At 61.3% G+C, this 19663-nt stretch carries 17 protein-coding genes and 1 tRNA gene; 9 read left to right on the forward strand and 9 right to left on the reverse strand.

All coding sequences use genetic code 11. The annotated features are described in order from the left end of the window. Positions 1 to 65: 65 nt before the first annotated feature. From K3178_RS07255 to rsmD, 3 genes are read left to right on the forward strand one after another with little or no spacing between them, the layout of a single operon-like run. Complete coding sequence (locus K3178_RS07255; protein ID WP_221570659.1) at positions 66 to 1229, forward strand: aromatic ring-hydroxylating oxygenase subunit alpha; 1164 nt, start codon at positions 66 to 68, stop codon at positions 1227 to 1229. 18 nt (positions 1230 to 1247) lie between these two features. After that, the gene (locus K3178_RS07260; protein ID WP_221570660.1) at positions 1248 to 2015 is read left to right on the forward strand and encodes a pseudouridine synthase; all 768 of its coding nucleotides are present in this window, start codon (positions 1248 to 1250) and stop codon (positions 2013 to 2015) included. Then, positions 2012 to 2557: a 16S rRNA (guanine(966)-N(2))-methyltransferase RsmD gene (rsmD, locus tag K3178_RS07265; RefSeq protein ID WP_221570661.1), complete on the forward strand. Its 546-nt coding sequence runs from the start codon at positions 2012 to 2014 to the stop codon at positions 2555 to 2557. The genes K3178_RS07260 and rsmD overlap by 4 nt, the downstream gene beginning before the upstream one ends. 89 nt (positions 2558 to 2646) lie before the next feature. Here rsmD and K3178_RS07270 read toward each other — a convergent pair whose 3' ends face one another. Continuing rightward, complete coding sequence (locus K3178_RS07270) at positions 2647 to 3267, reverse strand: hypothetical protein (RefSeq protein WP_221570662.1); 621 nt, start codon at positions 3265 to 3267, stop codon at positions 2647 to 2649. Between the two features lie 131 nt (positions 3268 to 3398). On the opposite strand from K3178_RS07270, the gene K3178_RS07275 reads away from it, so the two are divergent. After that, positions 3399 to 5705, forward strand: coding sequence for an ATP-dependent helicase (locus K3178_RS07275; protein ID WP_221570663.1), 2307 nt, complete (start codon positions 3399 to 3401; stop codon positions 5703 to 5705). Positions 5706 to 5707: 2 nt separating this feature from the next. On the opposite strand, the gene K3178_RS07280 is transcribed toward K3178_RS07275, so the two are convergent. The 3 genes from K3178_RS07280 to K3178_RS07290 form a co-directional block, all read right to left on the reverse strand. Further along, a complete protein-coding gene (locus tag K3178_RS07280) occupies positions 5708 to 6532 on the reverse strand; it encodes a sterol desaturase family protein (protein WP_221570664.1) in 825 nt (274 codons plus the stop codon). A 42-nt stretch (positions 6533 to 6574) separates the two neighbouring features. Continuing rightward, the gene (locus K3178_RS07285; protein WP_221570665.1) at positions 6575 to 7930 is read right to left on the reverse strand and encodes a DEAD/DEAH box helicase; all 1356 of its coding nucleotides are present in this window, start codon (positions 7928 to 7930) and stop codon (positions 6575 to 6577) included. A gap of 107 nt (positions 7931 to 8037) precedes the next feature. Beyond that, positions 8038 to 8622, reverse strand: a complete 585-nt coding sequence (locus K3178_RS07290; protein ID WP_221570666.1) for a hypothetical protein — start codon at positions 8620 to 8622, stop codon at positions 8038 to 8040. Between the two features lie 158 nt (positions 8623 to 8780). Between K3178_RS07290 and K3178_RS07295 the strand changes: the two genes are divergently transcribed. The 3 genes from K3178_RS07295 to K3178_RS07305 all read left to right on the forward strand — a co-directional run bounded on the left by K3178_RS07295 (position 8781) and on the right by K3178_RS07305 (position 12171). Next, complete coding sequence (locus K3178_RS07295; protein ID WP_221570667.1) at positions 8781 to 10229, forward strand: FAD-binding oxidoreductase; 1449 nt, start codon at positions 8781 to 8783, stop codon at positions 10227 to 10229. Between the two features lie 84 nt (positions 10230 to 10313). Further along, a complete protein-coding gene (locus tag K3178_RS07300) occupies positions 10314 to 11102 on the forward strand; it encodes a SapC family protein (protein ID WP_221570668.1) in 789 nt (262 codons plus the stop codon). 79 nt (positions 11103 to 11181) lie between these two features. Beyond that, positions 11182 to 12171 carry a PDZ domain-containing protein gene (locus K3178_RS07305; RefSeq protein ID WP_221570669.1) on the forward strand — a complete coding sequence of 330 codons (990 nt, stop codon included), beginning with the start codon at positions 11182 to 11184 and terminating at the stop codon, positions 12169 to 12171. Between the two features lie 202 nt (positions 12172 to 12373). On the opposite strand, the gene K3178_RS07310 is transcribed toward K3178_RS07305, so the two are convergent. Together K3178_RS07310 and K3178_RS07315 are read right to left on the reverse strand one after the other, a co-directional pair. Next, complete coding sequence (locus K3178_RS07310; RefSeq protein ID WP_221570670.1) at positions 12374 to 13276, reverse strand: N-formylglutamate amidohydrolase; 903 nt, start codon at positions 13274 to 13276, stop codon at positions 12374 to 12376. A 133-nt stretch (positions 13277 to 13409) separates the two neighbouring features. Further along, positions 13410 to 15581, reverse strand: coding sequence for a M10 family metallopeptidase (locus K3178_RS07315; RefSeq protein ID WP_221570671.1), 2172 nt, complete (start codon positions 15579 to 15581; stop codon positions 13410 to 13412). Between the two features lie 294 nt (positions 15582 to 15875). Here K3178_RS07315 and cpdR point away from each other — a divergent pair, with 294 nt between their 5' ends. Both cpdR and K3178_RS07325 read left to right on the forward strand, forming a co-directional pair. Then, the gene (gene cpdR, locus K3178_RS07320; protein ID WP_221570672.1) at positions 15876 to 16262 is read left to right on the forward strand and encodes a cell cycle two-component system response regulator CpdR; all 387 of its coding nucleotides are present in this window, start codon (positions 15876 to 15878) and stop codon (positions 16260 to 16262) included. A gap of 77 nt (positions 16263 to 16339) precedes the next feature. Beyond that, positions 16340 to 16414: transfer RNA gene (locus tag K3178_RS07325), tRNA-Val, on the forward strand. A gap of 75 nt (positions 16415 to 16489) precedes the next feature. Here the strand turns inward: K3178_RS07325 and K3178_RS07330 are convergent. The 3 genes from K3178_RS07330 to K3178_RS07340 are packed head-to-tail and all read right to left on the reverse strand — an operon-like array spanning position 16490 to position 19655. Beyond that, positions 16490 to 17749, reverse strand: coding sequence for a nucleotide sugar dehydrogenase (locus tag K3178_RS07330; protein ID WP_221570673.1), 1260 nt, complete (start codon positions 17747 to 17749; stop codon positions 16490 to 16492). Positions 17750 to 17773: 24 nt separating this feature from the next. Continuing rightward, the gene (locus K3178_RS07335; protein ID WP_221570674.1) at positions 17774 to 18868 is read right to left on the reverse strand and encodes a glycosyltransferase family 4 protein; all 1095 of its coding nucleotides are present in this window, start codon (positions 18866 to 18868) and stop codon (positions 17774 to 17776) included. After that, the gene (locus K3178_RS07340) at positions 18843 to 19655 is read right to left on the reverse strand and encodes a heparin lyase I family protein (RefSeq protein ID WP_345719861.1); all 813 of its coding nucleotides are present in this window, start codon (positions 19653 to 19655) and stop codon (positions 18843 to 18845) included. Before K3178_RS07340 ends, K3178_RS07335 begins: the two co-directional genes overlap by 26 nt. Positions 19656 to 19663 lie beyond the last annotated feature (8 nt).

Here is a 19663-nt window from a genome sequence, read left to right on the forward strand (position 1 = left end):
GCGTCCTTCCGTTTTATCGTATTTTTTGCGACACTAGCGCCTGGAGAGAGAAAGGAACAGTCGCGATGGGAGTTCCGACTTCATTGCTCGACGGGCGGCGTCCCACGGACGGCATGCTGAAGCTGGCGCAGGATATCGCCGAGGAGGCACCGCGCGATACGCTCGGCCAGACGAGTGTTCCGGCGCGTGTCTATACCGATCCCGAATATTTCGCGCGCGAGAAGGCGGCGATCTTCGACAGGCTTCCGCAAATCCTGTGCCCCAGCGCTTTGCTCCCCGATCCGGGCATGGCCGTGCCGCATGATGCGACGGGGCGGCCGCTGCTCGTGACCCGCGATGCCGAGGGGGTGGCGCATGTGTTCCTTAACGTCTGCCGCCATCGCGGGACGCGGCTGGTCGAGGGCCACGAGGTCAAATGCACCAAGAAGCTCGTTTGCCCCTATCACGCATGGACCTATTCGGTGGACGGTCGGCTCCTTGCCCTGCCCCGCCCGGATACCTTTCCCGAGCTCGACAAGGGATCGATGGGTCTGGTCGAATTGCCGTCGAAGGAAACTGGTGGGATGATCTGGTTCTGCCCCCGCGAAGAGACGGCCGACTTCACACTCGCCGAGAAACTGGGCGAGGATTTCGATGCGCTCGGCGTGGGCGAGCACGTCCTCTTCCGCCGCAAGACTCACGAGGTGGCGGGGAACTGGAAGCTCATTATGGATGCCTTCCTTGAAAGCTACCACGTCACTCGCCTCCACGCGCAGACCATCGGCCCTTTCTTCAAGGACGGCGTGACCAGCGGCGATATGGTCGGTCCGCATGCCCGCAGCGCAGTCGGGCGGCTGGAAGAAATGGAAGGCGTGGACCTCACCGATATGGCGCAGCTGCGCCGCGTAGTGACTTTCGCCTACCAGCTCCTGCCCGGCGCACTCGTCATCCCCAGTCCCGATTACGTCAACCTGATGGTGATGATGCCGCAGGCGCATGACCGTACGCTGGTCGAGGATTTCATGCTCATCCCAGAGCACCCCAGCACCGACAAGGCGCGCGACCATTGGGAGCGCAGTTGGGCGCTGCTCGACGGCGGGGTCTTCGCCAGCGAGGATTTCCGCGCAGCCGAGCTTGGACAGCAGGGCCTCTCGACCGGAGCCGTGCCCGAACTCACGCTCGGCACGATGGAAGGCGGGATCAGGCGCTATCACGAGACAGTCGAGGAAGCCTTGCGCGCCGCCAACTGAGCGCCTAACCGCGCCTCCATGTCCGAAAACAGACTTCCCGAAGCCGGCGACCGCATCGCCAAGCTGCTCGCGCGTGCGGGCGTTGCCAGCCGCCGCGAGGTCGAGCGGATGATCGCCGACGGGCGCGTGTCGCTCGATGGCAAGGTGCTCGACACGCCTGCGGTGAAGCTCGAAGGCCTGCGAGGTGTGACCGTCGACGGCAAGCCGGTGGGCGAGGTCGAGGACACGCGCCTTTTCGCCTTCCACAAGCCTTCGGGCCTCATCACTGCCGAGCGCGATCCCAAGGGTCGCCCGACCATCTATGCCGCGCTGCGCAATGCTCTGCCCAAAAATGCCGGTCGGGTGATGCCGGTGGGCCGCCTCGACTTCAACACCGAGGGCCTGCTGCTGCTCACCAATGACGGCGAAATGAAGCGGGCGATGGAATTGCCGTCTTCCGGCGTGCCGCGCACCTATCGGGCCCGCGCATTCGGCGACATTACGCAGGGACAGCTCGACGAGTTGATCGAAGGCATCGAAATCGACGGCGTGCGCTATGGCCAGATCGAGGCCAATCTCGAGCGCGGTTCGGGGCGCAACCGCTGGATCGAAATGACACTGCGCGAAGGCAAGAACCGGGAAGTCCGCCGCGTGCTCGAACACCTGGGGCTCGAAGTGAACCGGCTGCTGCGTATCGGTTACGGCCCGTTCCACCTCGGCGACCTTCCTCGCGGGCAAGCGGTCGAATTGAAGCGCGGCGATGTCGAGGCATTCAAGCGCGAACTTTCGCGCGGCGGGCGCAAGTGAGGATCATTGCGGGCGAGTGGCGTGGGCGCAAGCTCGTCGCGCCCAAGGGCGACGGGACGCGTCCGACCGCAGATCGCACCCGTGAAACACTGTTCAGCATGCTGGCCAGCAGGCTCGGCTCGTTCGAGGATCTGTCGGTGCTCGACCTGTTTGCGGGTTCGGGCGCGCTGGGTCTGGAAGCCCTTTCGCGCGGGGCCGCGCATTGCCTCTTCGTCGAGCAGGAACCGGATGCGGTGAAGGCCATCCGCACCAATATCGACACCTTCGATGCCCGCACGCGAACGCAGGTCCAGCAGGCGTCGGTAATGAGCCTCGGTCCTGCCAAGGCTCCGCACGATCTAATCCTGCTCGATCCGCCCTATCACACGGGCGCCGGACAGGTGGCCCTGGACCGCATGGCGCGGCTCGGCTGGATCGGCCTTGCCACATGGATCGCTCTCGAAACGCACAAGTCCGAGGATATCGCGATCAAGGCACTTGATATCGAGGCCGAGCGCGTGGTCGGCAAGGCCAAGCTCACGATCCTGCGCCTGAAGGATTGAGCGCACAGAAAAGGGGCAGACCTACCATGGTAGGCCCGCCCCCCTCCAAGCGTCAGCGCTAGACTAGCCAGCGCGGCTGGACGTTCGGATTAGCTGTCGTCGTCCATGTCTGCCGGACGGGTAGCCGGAAGCGGTTCGTCGATTTCGCTGGCAGGGCGGCCCGGCCAGTATTCAAGCGGACGGTTACCGGTCTTGTTCTTTTCCCAGCCATTGATGCAGCCGTCCTGCTGGTCGGGCTTGCAGATCGGCAGGTCGTCGCCGCTACCTGCGGCCGTATAACCTGCAGGCGTAGTCTGGGTCACTTCGCTGCGCACGAAGCGCGGAGCCGGTGCTGTGGTGGTCGCGGCAGTGGTGCGAGCGGTCGTGCCCGTAGTGCTGGCATTGTTCGAACCGGCAAGCTGCGAGTTGATCTGCTGCCAAGCGAGGGCGCGCTGGTCCGGGGTCATCTCGTAGATGCGGACGCGCTGCGGATCGGTCAGAACCCACCAGCCGTCGCTCTGAGCCGGTTCGAGGGTCCAGTAGTATTCCTGCACGCCATAGGGCCATGCATCATAGATCACGCGGCGTTCTTCGGGCCAGCTATCGTAGACCACCACCTGGTCTTCACCGAGTTCGTAAACGGTGACTTCGTCGTCCATGTGATCGTCTGCGGCAGCAGGCACGGCGGTGAAGGCCAGCGCGGCGGCGCCGGCAAGAATAATGTGCTTCATTGTTATCTCTCCTGAGAGTGTCATTGCCGATATTACTAACAAAGCAGCGGGATAGTTCCGAAAGGGCTTTCCGGAAAGCCGACAACGAGGGCTTGTGCTGCGGTGAAGCGTTCCCTAGCTGTTCTAAAGCAATGTCCGACCTCCCGACCCCCACTGAAACCTCCGGAAATGGCGAAATTCCGCCCTATGCCGCGATGCTCAACGCACCGCAGCGCGAGGCTGTGCTGACCACGGAGGGACCGGTTCTCATGCTGGCGGGCGCAGGAACGGGAAAAACAGCCGCACTCACCGCGCGGCTGGCACATCTCATCGCAATGCGTCGCGCATGGCCGAGCGAAATCCTCTGCGTCACCTTCACCAACAAGGCCGCGCGCGAGATGCGGCACCGCGTGGGACGGCATATTGGCGATGCGGTGGAAGGCATGCCGTGGCTCGGCACTTTCCATTCGATCGGGGCGAAGATGCTGCGGCGCCATGCCGAGCTCGTTGGCCTCAAAAGCAATTACACGATCATCGACACCGACGACCAGCTGCGCCTTTTGAAGCAGCTGATCCAGGAAAACGACCTGGATGAGAAGCGTTGGCCCGCACGCCAGCTCGCCGGACTGATCGACCGCTGGAAGAACCGCGGGCTCACGCCCGACAAGCTAGATGCGGTTGAAAAAGAGGCCTATGCCAATGGCAAGGGCGCGCAGTTCTACAAACTCTACCAAGACCGGTTGAAAGCGCTCAATGCCTGCGATTTCGGCGATCTTCTGCTCCATATGCTGACGATCTTTCAGCAGCATCGCGACGTACTGGAGCAGTACCAGCAGCGCTTCAAATACATTCTCGTCGACGAATACCAGGACACCAACCAGGTCCAGTACCTCTGGCTCCGCCTGCTCGCGCAGGCGCGCAAGAATATCTGCGTAGTGGGGGACGACGACCAGTCGATCTATTCATGGCGCGGGGCGGAGGTCGCCAATATCCTGCGCTTCGAGAAGGATTTTCCCGGTGCTGCGGTCATCAAGCTCGAGCAGAACTATCGCTCCACCCCGCAAATCCTCGCGGCGGCTTCGGGCCTGATCAACGCCAATAGCGAGCGGCTCGGCAAGACCTTGTGGACCGAGCTTCCGGCGGGCGAGAAGGTGCGGGTTGTCGGTGTATGGGACGCTCCCGAAGAAGCGCGCCGCGTGGGCGAGGCGATTGAACGGCTCGAAAGCGAAGGTGCGCCGCTGGACGAGGTCGCCATCCTCGTGCGCGCGCAATACCAGACGCGCGAGTTCGAAGACCGCTTCATCCAGATCGGCCTCAATTACCGCATCGTCGGCGGTTTCCGCTTTTACGAGCGCGCCGAAATCCGTGACGCTCTCGCCTATCTGCGCGTGATCGCGCAGCCGGCGGATGATCTGGGTTTCGAGCGCATCTACAACCAGCCCAAGCGCGGGCTCGGGGCGAAAACGCTAGAGGCCATGCGCCGCCATGCCCGGCGCACGCAGAAGCCGCTTGCTGCCGCTTCGCTGGATTTGTGCGATACCGATGAGTTACCGGCGCGTGCGAAGAACAGCCTCGTCGGCCTGCTCGGACAAATTGCCCACTGGCGGGAGATGTCGGAGCAGGTCACGCCTTCCGAGTTGCTGCGTACCGTACTGGCCGAAAGCGGCTACGACGACATGCTTGCCAAGGACCGCAGCGCCGAAAGCGCGGGGCGGGCCGAAAACCTGGTCGAGCTTGCCCGCGCGATGGAAGAATACGAGACGCTGACAGACTTCCTCGAACACGTCAGCCTGGTGATGGACAACGACCGCGCCGACGATGGCGAGAAGGTCACCATCATGACCATGCATGCGGCCAAGGGCCTGGAGTTCGACCATGTTTTCCTGCCCGGTTGGGAGGAAGGCGTCTTCCCCAGCCAGCGCGCTATCGACGAAGGCGGCCTCGCCAGCCTCGAGGAAGAGCGCCGCCTCGCTTATGTCGCCATCACGCGCGCCAAGCGGCGCTGCACGATCTATCACGCGGCCAACCGACGGATCTACGGACAGTGGACCAGCTCGATACCTAGCCGCTTCATCGAGGAATTGCCCGATGAGCATATCGAGACCGAAACCACGATGAGCGGCGGCGCCTCGCTATGGCGCGCGAACTGGACCGAGACCGAGGACCCCTTCGCCCATGTCTCCACCGCTCGCCCCGACCGCAGCACAGCGCGTGGGCCGGGCTGGCAACGCGCAATCGCAAGCGGCTACGACACCACGCCCAAGCGCCTTGCCGAACCCAGCCGCAGCGCCGCCAGCTTCGCTGCCAAGCCGCGCAGCGACATCGCCGTGGGCGCGCAGGTCTTTCATGAGAAATTCGGTTACGGCTGTGTCACCGACCAGGAAGGCAACAAGCTGACCATCGAATTCGAAAAGGCGGGCGAAAAGCGTGTCCTGGACAGCTTTGTAAAGCTGGCCTGAGGTCAGGCGGTCGCTTCGGTCTCCGCTGCCGGTGCGGGCGCCTTGCCCCAATAGCGTCTTTCGAATGGACGCCAAAGTTCGCCGCCCAGCCCGCGCGTACCTTCGGCAATGCCGGTTTCACAATTGAGGTAGGGCTTGGGGTCGAGATACGTACCGAACAGCTTGTCCCACAGCGTGACGGTATTGCCGAAATTCGTCCCCATCAGCGCTTCATCGCGGATGTGGTGTAGGCGATGGGCGGCAGGCGAAATCAGCACCTTGCCGAAAATGCCGAGCGTCCACGGTACATCCGCGTGGATAAAAAAGCCCCAAATGCCCCGTACGGTACCCGCTATGCCGACTATCCACTCCGGAATTCCCAACAACAGCAGCAGCATGATATCGACAAGCGTGCTGAGCAGCTTGCTCAACGGATGCTTGCGCAAGATCGAAAGCCAGTGGATCGCCGTGTCGGCGTGGTGCGTTGCATGGATCGGCCAGAAAAGGCGCGTGTGTTCGAGCCGGTGGCGCCAATAGACCACGAAATCGAAGGCTAGCACGGCTACGGCAAATGTGACTAGGCCGGGCACATCCTCCCAGAAGGCGACTAGCGCGTCAGGAGCACCGACTGCGTTTCTCAACCAGCCGTCCGGCACAAGGAACAGCGGTGCGAGAAATACGGCATTGATGAATGTCAGTCCGAGATTGGTCATGAACTCCCGGTGACATCGCCTGACCGCCTCGACGATCCGGCCCCGCTTGGTGACAAGCGCAAGCAGCCCGAACATCACGCCGGTGATGGCGAGCAGGGTGAAAACCGATTGGGCAGGTGCAGCAAAGATCTCCATGCCCGCGCATCATGGGCGAGGCATGGTAAGGGAACGGTTAACTCAGGTCGCCGAAACCTCGAGGAAACCGGGCTTCGGTCCGTTCCATTCGCCTGCGGGAACCGGCGCATCGTCACGATCGTCGCGGCGCGCATTGCGCTTCGGCCGCTCGGCACGCGGTTCGTCGGCGTCTTTCGCCTTGCGTCCGCGCGCGGGCTTGTCTTCGCGCTTCGGCTTGGCCTCGCGTTTCGGCTTTTCGTCTGCGGTCTCGGTTTTCGAGGTATCGACCAGATCGACCCGGACGTCCTTCTTGCCGAAAACGGGGATCTGGTTCTGCGTGAGTTTCTCGACGTTCTCGATCGCTTCGGCATCTTCCTTCGATACGAACGTGAAGGCGCGGCCCTTGGCCCCTGCCCTGCCCGTGCGACCGATGCGGTGGACGTAATCGTCCGGATGCCACGGCGTGTCGAAGTTGAAGACGTGACTCACGCCCTTGATGTCCAGCCCGCGCGCAGCAACGTCCGAGGCGACGAGGATGTTTACCTCGCCCTTCTTGAACCGGTCGAGTTCCTTGATGCGACTTGCCTGGTCCATGTCGCCGTGGATTTCGCTGCTGGCAAAACCGTGGCGCTGAAGGCTCTTGTTGAGTTCACGCACGGTGGTCTTGCGATTGGCGAAAATGATCGCGGTCTCGACATGGTCGTGCTGCAGGAGCCAGCGCAGGGTCTCGCGCTTCTTGCGCGTCTCGACCGGAATCTTGAAGGCAGTAATGTCTTTGTTCGTCGTCGCCGCGCGGGTAGTCTCGATGCGCTTGGGATTGCTCATGAACTTCTTCGCGAGCTTTTCGATCGGCGGTGGCATTGTGGCCGAGAAAAGCATGGTCTGGCGGTTCTCGGGCAGTTTGTCGCAGATGAACTCGATGTCCGGGATGAAGCCCATGTCGAGCATGCGATCGGCTTCGTCGATCACGAGCAGTTCGCAGCCGTTCAGCAGGATCTTGCCCCGCTCGAACAGGTCCATGAGGCGGCCCGGCGTGGCGATAAGGACATCGACGCCTTCATTCAGCGCCTTAACCTGGTCGCCCATCTGCACACCGCCGATGAGCAGCGCCATCTTGAGATCGTGGTTCTTGCCGTATTTTTCAAAGTTCTCAGCGACTTGTGCGGCCAGTTCGCGGGTCGGTTCGAGGATGAGGCTGCGGGGCATGAGCGCGCGGCGACGGCCCGCGGCCATCACGTCGATCATCGGCAGCACGAAGCTGGCGGTCTTGCCGGTACCCGTCTGGGCGATGCCGATGATGTCTTTCATCATCAGGATCGGAGGGATGGCCTGCGCCTGGATCGCAGTCGGCTCGGTATAGCCGGCCTCTTCGACGGCTTTCAGCAGGTCTTCGGACAGGCCGAGATCGGCAAAACTCATGCGGCTTTCAAATGCCCCCATTGATGGAATACGAAAAGGCCGCAAAAGGCGGCCTCAAGCGAGCGCGCCCTTCGCCAATTTATGCGCGCAAGTCAAGGAAAAGCGGCTTATTCGGCGGGTTCGAGCACCAGCTCGGAAAACTTGGCGACCTGGCATTTCGCTCCCGAGCGACTCATCAGCCTGTCGCGGCGCACGCAAATCTTCCCGTCCTCGCTGCGTTCCATGTAGAAACCGCGGTAGAAATCCCTTGGCGAACAACCCTTTTCGAGACGGGCTGCAATCGTGCGCCGGTCGCGCATGAACATCAGCAAATGCTCGCCGCGATCTGCCACGCCCCCGACACGAGCGCTTTCGATACATTCGCCCAGCGGTCGCTCGACCACGCGCATGGGGCGCGGGGCTTCTGCGTTGAAGTTACGTAGTGCCGGACCCGGGGCCGGCGAAATGCGAAGAATGATACCGCGCTCGATCCGCACCTGTTCGTTATTGGACGGGGCAATCCCGTCAAACAGGGGCGACCATGCGGGCGCCTGATCGGACAGAGGGAGCGGCGAGATGCGGCGTTCGCCCTCGTGCGACTGACGGGAAAGTTGGCTGTCGACCACGTCCGCCTCATGCCCGTCGCCGACACCCTGCATCCCCAGCGGGAGCAGCAGCGCTAGCGGTGCAAAGAGGATGGGCAGGCTGGGCATCTACGGTGCGAACTCGCTCCTTTGGCCGCGTCGATTTTGGCGCACGGGCAGTGAGAAAGATGCCCCTATGCCTCCCGACGATTGAATATCGGCTTAATTGATTGAAACGCGAGTGCAAGAGGGTGACGTTATCCCTCGCCTTGTGGCATGGGCGACACATGACGGACACGGACCAGTTTATTGCCGAGGCAACAGCGCTGCTGGGCGAACGCGGTTTCACGCAGGATGCCGAGATAATCGAGCCGTGGCTGACCGACTGGCGTGGCCGCTTCACGGGCCGTGCGATGGGGTTGGCTTCGCCTTCGTCGACGGAGGAAGTTGCCGAATTCGTGAAGCTTTGCGCACGTCACGGTGTGCCGATCGTACCACAAGGCGGCAACAGCGGGATGTCAGGCGGCGCAACGCCAGATACGAGCGGTCACGCCGTAATTCTCTCGCTTCGCCGTATGGATGAGGTCCGGCACCTCGATGTGGAGGCCTTGCAAGTCACTTGCGAAGCAGGCGTAATCCTCCAGACCCTGCATGAAGCCGCAGAGCGCGAGCGCCTGCGATTTCCCCTGACGCTCGGCGGAAAGGGGTCGGCGACAATCGGAGGCCTGGTTTCGACCAATGCCGGCGGGACGCAGGTGTTGCGTCACGGAACCATGCGCGCGCAGGTGCTGGGCCTCGAGGCCGTGCTGGCCGACGGCAGCGTGCTGGACACTCTCACCCCGCTCAAGAAGGACAATCGCGGCTTTGACCTGAAGCAATTGCTGATCGGATCTGAGGGTACGATCGGTATCGTCACGGCAGCGACGTTGAGGCTGCTACCCGAGATCGGCGGCCGGCGCGTAATCTGGGCCGGCCTCCCCTCGCTCCAGCACGCCAGAAAGCTGCTCCTGCATTTCGAGGCCGAAGCGGGCGATGCGCTTGAAGGCTTCGAAGTGGTCCCTGCCCACTCCCTCGCTGCCGTACTCGACCACATGCCCGACGCGCGTGCCCCCCTCAATGACACGCACTTATGGAATGCACTGATCGAACTCGTGGCACCCGGTGGACAGGCCGATACGCTTGGCGAGCTGGCGGAGGACATTCTGGGTTCGGCTCTCGAAAAGGAATTGCTCGAGGATGCCGTAATCGCCGCCAATGAGACGCAAGCCGACGCGTTCTGGCAGCTGCGTGATTCCATTGCCCCTGCCGAGCGCGCAATCGGCCCCGCAATGCAGCACGACATATCCGTGCCGGTCGCGAAGATGCCCGATTTCGTTGAAAAGGCCTCACCGCAGGTCGAGGCCAAATTTCCCGGCACACGGGCTGTCGCATTCGGACATTTGGGCGATGGTAACGTCCATTTTCACGTGCTTGCCCCGGAAGGAGCGGTGCGCGGCGAATGGGAACGCAGCGAAGGAAAGCTGATCAGCTCTTACGTCCACGATCTCGTTACCGAGTGGGGCGGATCGATCAGTGCCGAACACGGCATCGGACAGATCAAGCGTGACGAGCTCGGAAGGCTTGGAAATCTGACTGCCGTCGCGGTGATGCAGGCCGTCAAGACGGCCCTCGATCCGCAGGGGATTCTGAACCCGGGAAAGCTGGTGCCGCTTGCGAAAGAGGCACGGGTCCCGTAAGGGGCGCAACTTCTGGCGGTATTGCCGTTCAGGCAAGGTTCGCCGCATCCAATCATACTCGCACAGACTTCTCGGAGATTTCCCATGGCCAGCGCGCCGCAGCAGCCCCAATTGCCCTTGTTCTTCAATGACTTGATGCCGCTCAACAGCCGCGATCACAAGAACTTCCGCACCAAGATGATCGACAGCGCGCCGTGGCTCGCCAAGGCACATGCGATTCCGCTGACCGCCGATGAATTCGTGCAGGCACAGCGTGACTTCCCGATCGTCTTTTCGACCGGTGAAAACCCGCTGCCGCTCGCACTCATGGGCCTCAACGAAGGCGTGAACACCTTTGTCGATGCCGCAGGCAAGGTGACCGAACAGGTCTACATGCCCGCCTATATTCGCCGCTATCCCTTCATGCTCGCCAAGCTGCAGCAGGATGCGACCGAACTTTCGCTGATGTTCGACCCGACCAGCGACGCAATCGGCGAATTCGAGGAAGGCGAGCGCCTTTTCGACGACGAAGGCAACACCACCGACGCAACCAAGCGCATTCTCGAGTTCTGCGAGCAGTTCGAGCAGGCAGCACAGCGCACCCAGGCCTTTCTCAAGGAAGTGATGGATGCCGACCTGCTGATGGACGGCGAAGTCGCCATCCAGCGCCAGGGTGAAGACAAGCCGTTCCTCTATCGCGGTTTCAAGATGATCGATCAGGAAAAGCTGCGCGAACTGCCGGCCGACAAGATCGAAGCCTGGAACAAGAACGGCCTTCTCATGCTGATCCACGCCCACATCTACTCGATGGAACTGATGCGCAACATCTTCGCGCGCCAGGCCCAGCAGGGCACGGTGCCGCAGCCCAATGCACAGGTCGAAGCCTCGGCCTGACCTGCGTGTGACGAAATCGTCCACCAAGACAATTTCTGAGGGGGCGTGCGAGCGATCGCGCGCCCCTTTCGATTTCGGCTTGGCAGCCCGGTCTTGCCTGGTCGGCGCGAGCCTTTTCTTTGGCCTGACTGCCTGTGCAACAAACGCAGCCGCCGATCCGGCTGTCACAGCCGCCAGCCCCAGCCCGATCGAGCAGTTCCAGGCCAAGGAGGCACGACTTTTCGAAATCGGTTACCGCCTCGGGACAGCCAACGCGTCCTATTGCGATAACGGACAGCCATCGCTTGGCCTTCTGCTTCACGACGTACGTGCTTACGGCCAAGCCGAGGCCATCCGCTCGCTCCTGGGATTGAGGGGAGATATCGGTGTGCAGGCGGTTGCACAGGGCTCGCCAGCCCAGCTGGCGGGAATCCGTCAGAACGACACCCTTCTGGCTATCGACGGGCAGGAAATCGAGGATCGACCTGACACGCGCAAGGATTGGCAGCGAGCAGCGAAACTGAGGGACACGATCGACGCATCGGCAGGTGACGGGTCGGTCATGCTGGCGTGGATCGATGCTTCGGGCACTCGAACCGAGGCGACCCTCTTGCCGGTCTCGTCCTGCGCGTCCACTTTCGAATTGCTCAGCGGAGATGATGGCGCTGCAGCCGACGGGACGCGGGTGCTGGTAGGCGAGAGCTTTCCCGGCTTCGCATATACCGACGAGGAGTTTGCTGCCGTCCTCGCGCATGAAATGGCCCATAACCTCCTCGGTCACATTCCTTATCTCGCGGAGAACGGGAAGGGAGACATGCGCGCGCGCAATTCCGAGCGCGATGCGGATCGCCTGATGCCCTGGCTCCTCGCCAATGCCGGATACGACCCTGCTGCAGCCACGAGAATGATGCAGCGCTTCGGACCGCGGCACGGTGGCGGCTTGCTCCGCCGGAGAACTCACGACGGTTGGGACGAACGCGTAGAGTTCATTGCTACAGAAGTGAGCAAAATCGAAAAGTTTCGTCAGGAAATCACAGGACTTTCAGTCGACTGGCGAACTAATTTCGAACCCTTTCTGAAGATCGATTAACCACCGGAACTGCGATTGGATGCGCGGAAATAGCGACATCCCGCGCGTGCGCGTTAGGCATGATATTGAAGCACCCCGGCCCGCTTCCTATCTTGGTCTTGCCGGTTGCCGTTTCCCCTCATGATGGCGCCGGCGCGATGCACATTGGTGCATCTCCTCCCTGAACCTTGGCCACCTCGTGCGTTACGCACGGGGTGGTTTTTTATTCGGCTGCCTCGGCGAGGCCTCCGTGCCCGGAAACCAACGCTCGCCCGATCTCGCCGATCATGGCAGTAAGAACGCGCGCGACACCCGGCAGACGGGGACTGGGGAGGTCAAACTTCGCATCGAGATAGGTGGAACGGCAGATTTCCACCTGCATGGCATGGATGCCCTTCGCGGGCCGCCCGAAGCGGTCGAGAATGTAGCCGCCCGAATAGGGCCGATTGTGCACGGCACGGCGACCCAGGCGTCCAAGCGTGTCCACTGCAATGGCTGACAGATCGCTGGCACAAGAGCGGGTGAAGCGGTCGCCGATTACGAAATCGACCGCGCGTTCTTCCGGGCCAGGTTTCGGCAAGGGCGGCATCGAATGCAGGTCCAGCAGCAGGGCCACGCCCCATTCTTCGCGGATCCGTTCCAGTTCGCGCCCTATGCTCGTGTGATACGGTTCGTAAACGCCGGCAATCCGCTCATCGATCTCCGCCAGCGTCAGGGGTTGTCGCCAGAGCTCGCCCAGCCCCGACACCCGCCGCGGCACCAACCCGAGCCCATGACGGGCCCGCCGGTTCGCGCCATTGGCTCGAGGCGGCTTGCCACCGGAACCGGCCACCATCGAATAATCGATGTCCTCGACCGAGCGGTTGAGGTCGATCATGGCCCGGGGCGCATGGCAAATCTGGATCGCAATAGCCGTCTCTGCCGCGATGCGGCGCCCGATAAGGTCAGCGAAACGGTCTTCCAGCTTCAACCTAGCGAGATCCGGCTGCCTGAGGCGCGCAACTATTTCTTCCGGATAGGCACGACCGGCGTGCGGCACGCTAATAAGGATCGGGAAAGTGCTATTGGCGGGCGAGATGAGGCTGAACGAGGCTCCGCCGGAAAACGGGATTGCTCCGCCGTCCATGCTGTTCGCTTGCGATGCGCCCGTTCCTTGTGCGTTTCCACCCATCGAATACGAAGATGGAGGCATCGGCACCAAAACACAAACAGGTTCGAGCAAGGCGCGCAATTTCCGCGCCCCAGCTAGCGTGCTCCGCCTATCCTATGATGAAGTCGGACGCTGTCAGATCGGTGCCCGGATCGACGGTAGCGAAGAGGAACTTCGCCTCGCCGCCCGCGCCATCGGCGTCGTACCAGATCTGGCCTGTGGCGGAATCGTAGATGATCCGGTGGTTTGCGTCACCCGCCTCTGTTCCCAGGACGAAGGCCGTTTCAGCCAGTGATCCCGTCGCGATCCCAGTGAAAATGGAACTCTCGAGAAAAATGGTGTCGTTACCGTCGCCGAAATCCAGGATGGCGTCGACATTCCCCTCGATCAATCGTGTATCGAAGACGAAGCGATCATCGCCGGTCCCGCCGGTCAGTTCGTCGGTTCCCTGCCCGCCATGGATGCTATCGTCGCCCGATTGGCCGAAAAGCCGGTCATTGCCCTGCCCGCCGCTCAGGAAATCGGCATCGTTGCCGCCGTAGAGACGATCATTGCCATTATCGCCGCGCAGGATGTCTTCTCCGACATTTCCGAGGAGAGCATCGTTTCCGTCGCCCCCGCTCAAGAGATCGTGGCCCCAGCCTCCATCGAGCCGGTCATTGCGGCCTTCACCATAGAGATCATCATCACCGCTGTTGCCGAACAGCCGGTCATTTCCGGAACCGCCCCAGATCAGGTCATTTCCGCCGTCTCCGCGCAGAGTGTCGGCACCGCCCGCGCCCTGGAGATTGTCATTGCCTTCATAGCCATGGATATGATCATCGCCATAGGCACCCTGAAGCTTATTGGCGGCACTGTTTCCGTTGATCGTATCGTTGCCGCCACCACCGATGGCATTCTCGATGACCGTGCCCCGGCCGATGGAAACATTACCGGTCAGGCCGCCGATGTTCATGTAGGTTTCGGGCCGCAGATCGATCAACTGGTCCTGTGTGAACCCTACGTAATCGAGCGTATCCACGCCGCCGCTATCGACAATGGTATAGGCCGTGTTCGCAAACTGGGTGGCGTCGTGGATGGCGCGATCCGAGGTACTGTGGAAGCCGTAAGTCGTATCGCCAAGGCGGGTTGTGGTCGACAGACCGTACACCTCTGCCATTGCCACCACATCGGCACCCATCGGGCTGGTCGCCAACGCATAGCTGTAACCCTGGTCCGCGAAGTAGAAGTTCTGGTCCTGTGCGAAATAGGACATGACCGTCGTCGTCCAGGAATCGTTGAGATACAGGGCATCGAGGCCGTAATTCGCATCGCCGTTGTAATTGCCGGCATGGCCAAGACCGAGCGCGTGGCCGATTTCGTGGATGTATGTCTGGAAGGTATAGCTATCGAGCGTCGTGCCGTATGCCAGCAACCAATTCGAACTTATGTTGACGATCGAATAGTTGATCGTCGAACCGGACCTGTTGCTCTCGGCATAGGCATCGGGTCCCGTGTCGCGGAAACGAAGCTGGCCCGCGCTGCTGACCGCAACGAACTCGATACCAGTCACATCGGACCAGAGTTCGAGGGCGGCCACGGCCAGGACCTGGCCTTCGGCGGATAGGGAGGTGATATTATAGGTCAGCTGGCCGCCGGTTATGTCGAATGAACGGGGGCCACCGGGCCAGTAGCCATCGATTAGCTGGTCCGCGATCTGATCGTAACTGTACAGTTCCAGCGGGGTCGACTGGTATGCCTCTACGGTATACTCGCCCTGCTCCAGATCGTTGAAAGCAGAAGCTTCGATATAGTAGGTGCCCGCTTCCTTCGCATCGAACCGCAGCAACGAGAAATAACCGACGCCGCCATCGTCATTTTGCGCAACAAGGACGCCGTTTTCATCGTAGATACGCAGATAGGTATCGAAGACCGGCGATGCGCCGGACCCGTATAGCGAGAAAGTCACTTCCTCGCCGAGTACAAGATCGATCGCGATCCAGTCCCTGTCACCGACCGAGTCCAGCTGGCTGGTCAACGCACCACCGACGGTGATCGACGCGGTGGTCGAACTGTCTCCGGCGATGTCGCCCGCCATGAAAACTACCGGATCCGGACTGCTGGCGAAGCTGGTTTGCTCGGACACGACCCGACAGCCACAATCGTGATTATGCTGGTGGCTGAATTTGTAGGGGTGCGAGAGTGTATCTTCGCCGGCGGACGCGATAAACGCCAGATGATCAACCGGTCCGGAAACGTCGGACACGAAAGCGTCCACCCGCTCAATAAGCGTGCCTACCAATACGACCTCCCATTCCGCATGCCACTTGCAGTGCATAGCATGCCAGTCCCGATCCCTCTCGTATAGGCGATTTGACCTGCCCGATCCAAACGTTCGAGGGTAAAAAGATAGGACTGCCGCTATAACGGCACCCTATCCACTCCTGGATCGTATATACCTTGCGGCATTGATCAAAGCTTAATGATTAACCACGCTTAGACCTCGTTTGGAGCCGTCTCGTTTCGGTACGCGGCGACGAAGGACCGTGGTAAACACGCAATGGTTTTTTAAACCGAATGCGTATAGGAGCAGCGTATGGATCAACCATCACACCAGATTCTTCTCGCCGAAGACGACGAGGCCATGCGCGTCTATCTCGAGCGCGCCCTGCGTCAGGCGGGATATGGCGTGGATGCCGTAGATCGCGGCACAGATGCCATCCCGCTGCTCGAAGAGAATCACTACGACTTGCTCCTTTCGGATATCGTTATGCCCGAAATGGACGGGATCGAGCTGGCACAGCGGTGCAACGAGATCAGCCCGGCCACAAAGGTGATGTTCATCACCGGATTCGCTGCCGTGACACTCAAGGCCAGCCGCGAACAGCCGCAGGCAAAGGTCTTGTCGAAGCCCTTCCACCTGCGCGATCTGGTGCTGGAAGTGGAGCGCGTGCTGGAAGACCAGATCAGCGCGCGAATTTAATTCGAATTCGCACTTGCACGCCCGATAGCTGGTCGCTATTTGGCGCGCCTGCCGAGCGATCGGCACGTTCCATGTGTGGGCGTATAGCTCAGTGGTAGAGCACTATGTTGACATCGTAGGGGTCCCAAGTTCGAACCTTGGTACGCCCACCATCGGAACCGAATGATCGCATAAAAAAGCCCGCCGGAATGGCGGGCTTTTTCGTTTTGGGTACGAATGGCTGCCGGTCAGAGCTTCTCGATCGACACCACGTCGGTGCAATCGACTGCCAGGCGTCCTGCATCGCCGCGTGCATCGATGACGCGATCGAATTTCTTACCCTGCACATCGGTACTGATGATTTCGCCCAGGCGGGGCAGGTGGCTGTAGGAATAGCCGAGATTCGAACCCATCAGCTCGGCGGGATCGAGGTTCTCGTCATAGACGGTCAGATCATAGCCGGCCGCGATCAGGCGGCGTGCAAGGTCGAGATTCGGGCTCTCCCGCAGGTCGTCGGTCGCCTGCTTGAAGGCAAGGCCGTTGAGCAGGACCTTGGCGCCCGGCTCGAGGTCCTTGGTGGCCCGGTTGAACAGGAACAGCTTGTGCGCCTCGTTCGAGCGGACGATCGTGTTGATGATGTGGGTCTGCGCGCCGATATCCTCGGCGATGAAGTTCAATGCGCGCACGTCCTTGGGCAGGCAGGAGCCACCGAAAGCGCCGCCCGGACGCAGGTAATAGGGCGAGATGTTGAGCTTGGTGTCCGACACGAAAATCTCGTGCACGGCGGCTACATCGATGCCCTCTTCCACGCAGACGCGCCCGATTTCGTTGGCGAAAGCCACTTTGAGCGCATGGAAGCTGTTGTCGACGAACTTGGTGATTTCCGCTTCGCGCAGGCCGACGGTGAAACGCGGCGCATCGAGGTCCTTGTTGAGCTCTTCCAGCTGCTTGCAAGGCTCGCCGCCGAGCGTGCCGATCACGATCTTGGGCGGAGCGTAATAGTCCTTCACCGCCGAGCCTTCGCGCAGGAATTCGGGGTTGTAGCCGAGCTGGACGCTTTCCTTGTGCTCGTCCGACAGCTCGCCGAACAGCAGCGGGGCAATCAGGCCGTCGCACGAACCGGGGCGCATGGTCGAACGATAGACGACAGCCACCGGATGCGCCGTTTCGCGCTTCGACAGGGCATTGCCGATATTCCGGCTGACTTCGGCGATATAGCGCATGTCATGCGCGCCATCGGCCGCGCTCGGCGTGCCGACGCAGACCAGGATCAGGTCGACGCCTTCAAGTTCGCCATCGCATTGCGTCACGGCGCGGATGCGACCGGTTGCCAGTGCATCGGAAAGCATATCGGCAAGGCCCGGTTCGGATATCGGAGCCTTGCCCGAATTGATCATGTCGACCTTGGCGCTCGACACATCGACGCCGACAACCTCGTGCCCGTCCTGCGCAATGCAGCAGGCGGCGGTAAAGCCGACGTAGCCCAGGCCAAAAATGGCAACCTTCATCACTAACTCCGGTGAAATTCGCGTTCAGACAATCTGCCGATAGATATCGGCGAAGGCGTTGGCCGAGGAGCGGATCGAATAATTCGCTTCCCACTTGGCCCTGCCCTTGCGACCCATTGCAAGGCGCAGCGCCGGGTCCCTTACAAGGCGTTCGAGGGCTTCTGCAAGCGCTTCGACATCAGCAGGTGCGACGACGAGCCCACACTCTTCGTTACCGACGGTCTCGGGAATCGCGCCGATACTGGTGGAGACGACAGGAAGACCGCGCGCCATCGCCTCGAGGATGGCGACGGGCTGGTTTTCCGCTCGCGAGGGCAGCACGAAAATATCGGCCCTGCGCATCTCTGCATCGACCGTGTCTTCCCCCACCCAGCCAAGGAATTCCGCACGTTCGGCAAGGCCCTGCTCACGCGCAACCGACTTCCAGTGGTCGAGATCGCCATTGCCGCCAATCCGGACACGGAAGGGCAGGCCCTTTGCAGCCACCTTCCCGAGCGCAGGCAACAAAATGTCGATCCCCTTGCGTTCGCTGACCTGCCCGAAGAATACGATTGCCGGTTCCGCAGATTGCGGGTCGGCGATCGATTGCGGGTCTGGTGTGCCGTTTACAACGATGGACAAACGGTCTTCGGCTACACCCAGTTTGTCCCGCGCGAATTCGTACCAGTGATCGCCGAGAACGACGACGTGGTTTGCCGACCGGAAAAATTCGCGAATGCGGTTTTGTGCCGATGTGCTGTGGGCGGCGTAGAACTCGTCATAGCCGCTGCCGTGCAGGTGCAGGAGCACCGGCACCCCGGCTCGCTGGGCAGCCCTTGCAAACAGAAGCTTGCGCCAGGTCGACCCGCGCGGCGCGACGTTGATATGGGCGAGCGAAACCTTGCCGGAAAGACACCGCGCCGCAAATTGGGCGAGCGCAAGCGGCGTCGTCGCGTGGCGCACGAGCTGGGCATCGCCATAGCGTGTCTGCTGGATATAAAACGGCAGGTCCGGATGGTCGTTCGCCAGCGTCCGCGTGAGGTAGGACATGATCTTTTCGATCCCGCCCTTCCCTCCCAGACCATCGGCAACGACGATCGCAATTTGGTCTTTTCTATCGGCGAGCGACGTCACGTTCATGTTGTAAGAGGGACCCCTTGCCGTTCACGTTGACCCGGCCGAAATCCACGACAGAGGGCGCTGTGCGTTGCCCATACTGATAAATTCCGAATTTCCAATAGTGCGCGCCCTTGCCAACTTCGTATCCGACCGGTCCCGAGTAGTCGGCGATCCGGGTGCCGTCCCTCCAGATTTTCACCTGACCCGAGCTTTCGTCGCCGAGATTGATGTCGAACCGAAAATCTTGCCAGCGCGAATATTCGACCGGGATCGAGGCGATTATCCGATCCTTGTCCTCGCCGCGTTCGAGCGAACCTGACCGGACGACGAAATGGATCTTGCCGTTGCGAACACGCATATCGAAAGGCGGAGGAGCGAAACCCTCTATGCCCTTCATCTCGGTCCGGTTCGGCCCATGAAGCTGGAAGAGCAGGGAATGACGCCTGCCTGGCGAATTATCCATGCTTGCGATCCGCATTGCGAACGACACCGAGGTCCGCTCGCCGAAGCGGATTTTTTCGTGCGCAGACATCTCCGCACGTTCGGCGTTACTGCCCCTATTGGCGTCGCGCGCCCATTGCTCGCCCGGCGCCACGGTGAACCGGATAACCTCGTCATCCATGATCGTGATCGCCCGCATGTCATTGGGCGACTGTGCCCGGAACAGGGCATGGCCGATGAAAATCCTGTCGCCATCGGGTACGGGTTGCGCAAAGGCGCCAGAAGCCATCAGTGCAGCCGCAACGGGAAGCAGTACTGCGCGTCTTGCAAACCGTCCGGAAGCCCTTTTCCAAGGTGACCGTGGCATATTCAACT

The organism is Qipengyuania sphaerica (assembly GCF_019711595.1).
Classification (GTDB): domain Bacteria; phylum Pseudomonadota; class Alphaproteobacteria; order Sphingomonadales; family Sphingomonadaceae; genus Qipengyuania; species Qipengyuania sphaerica.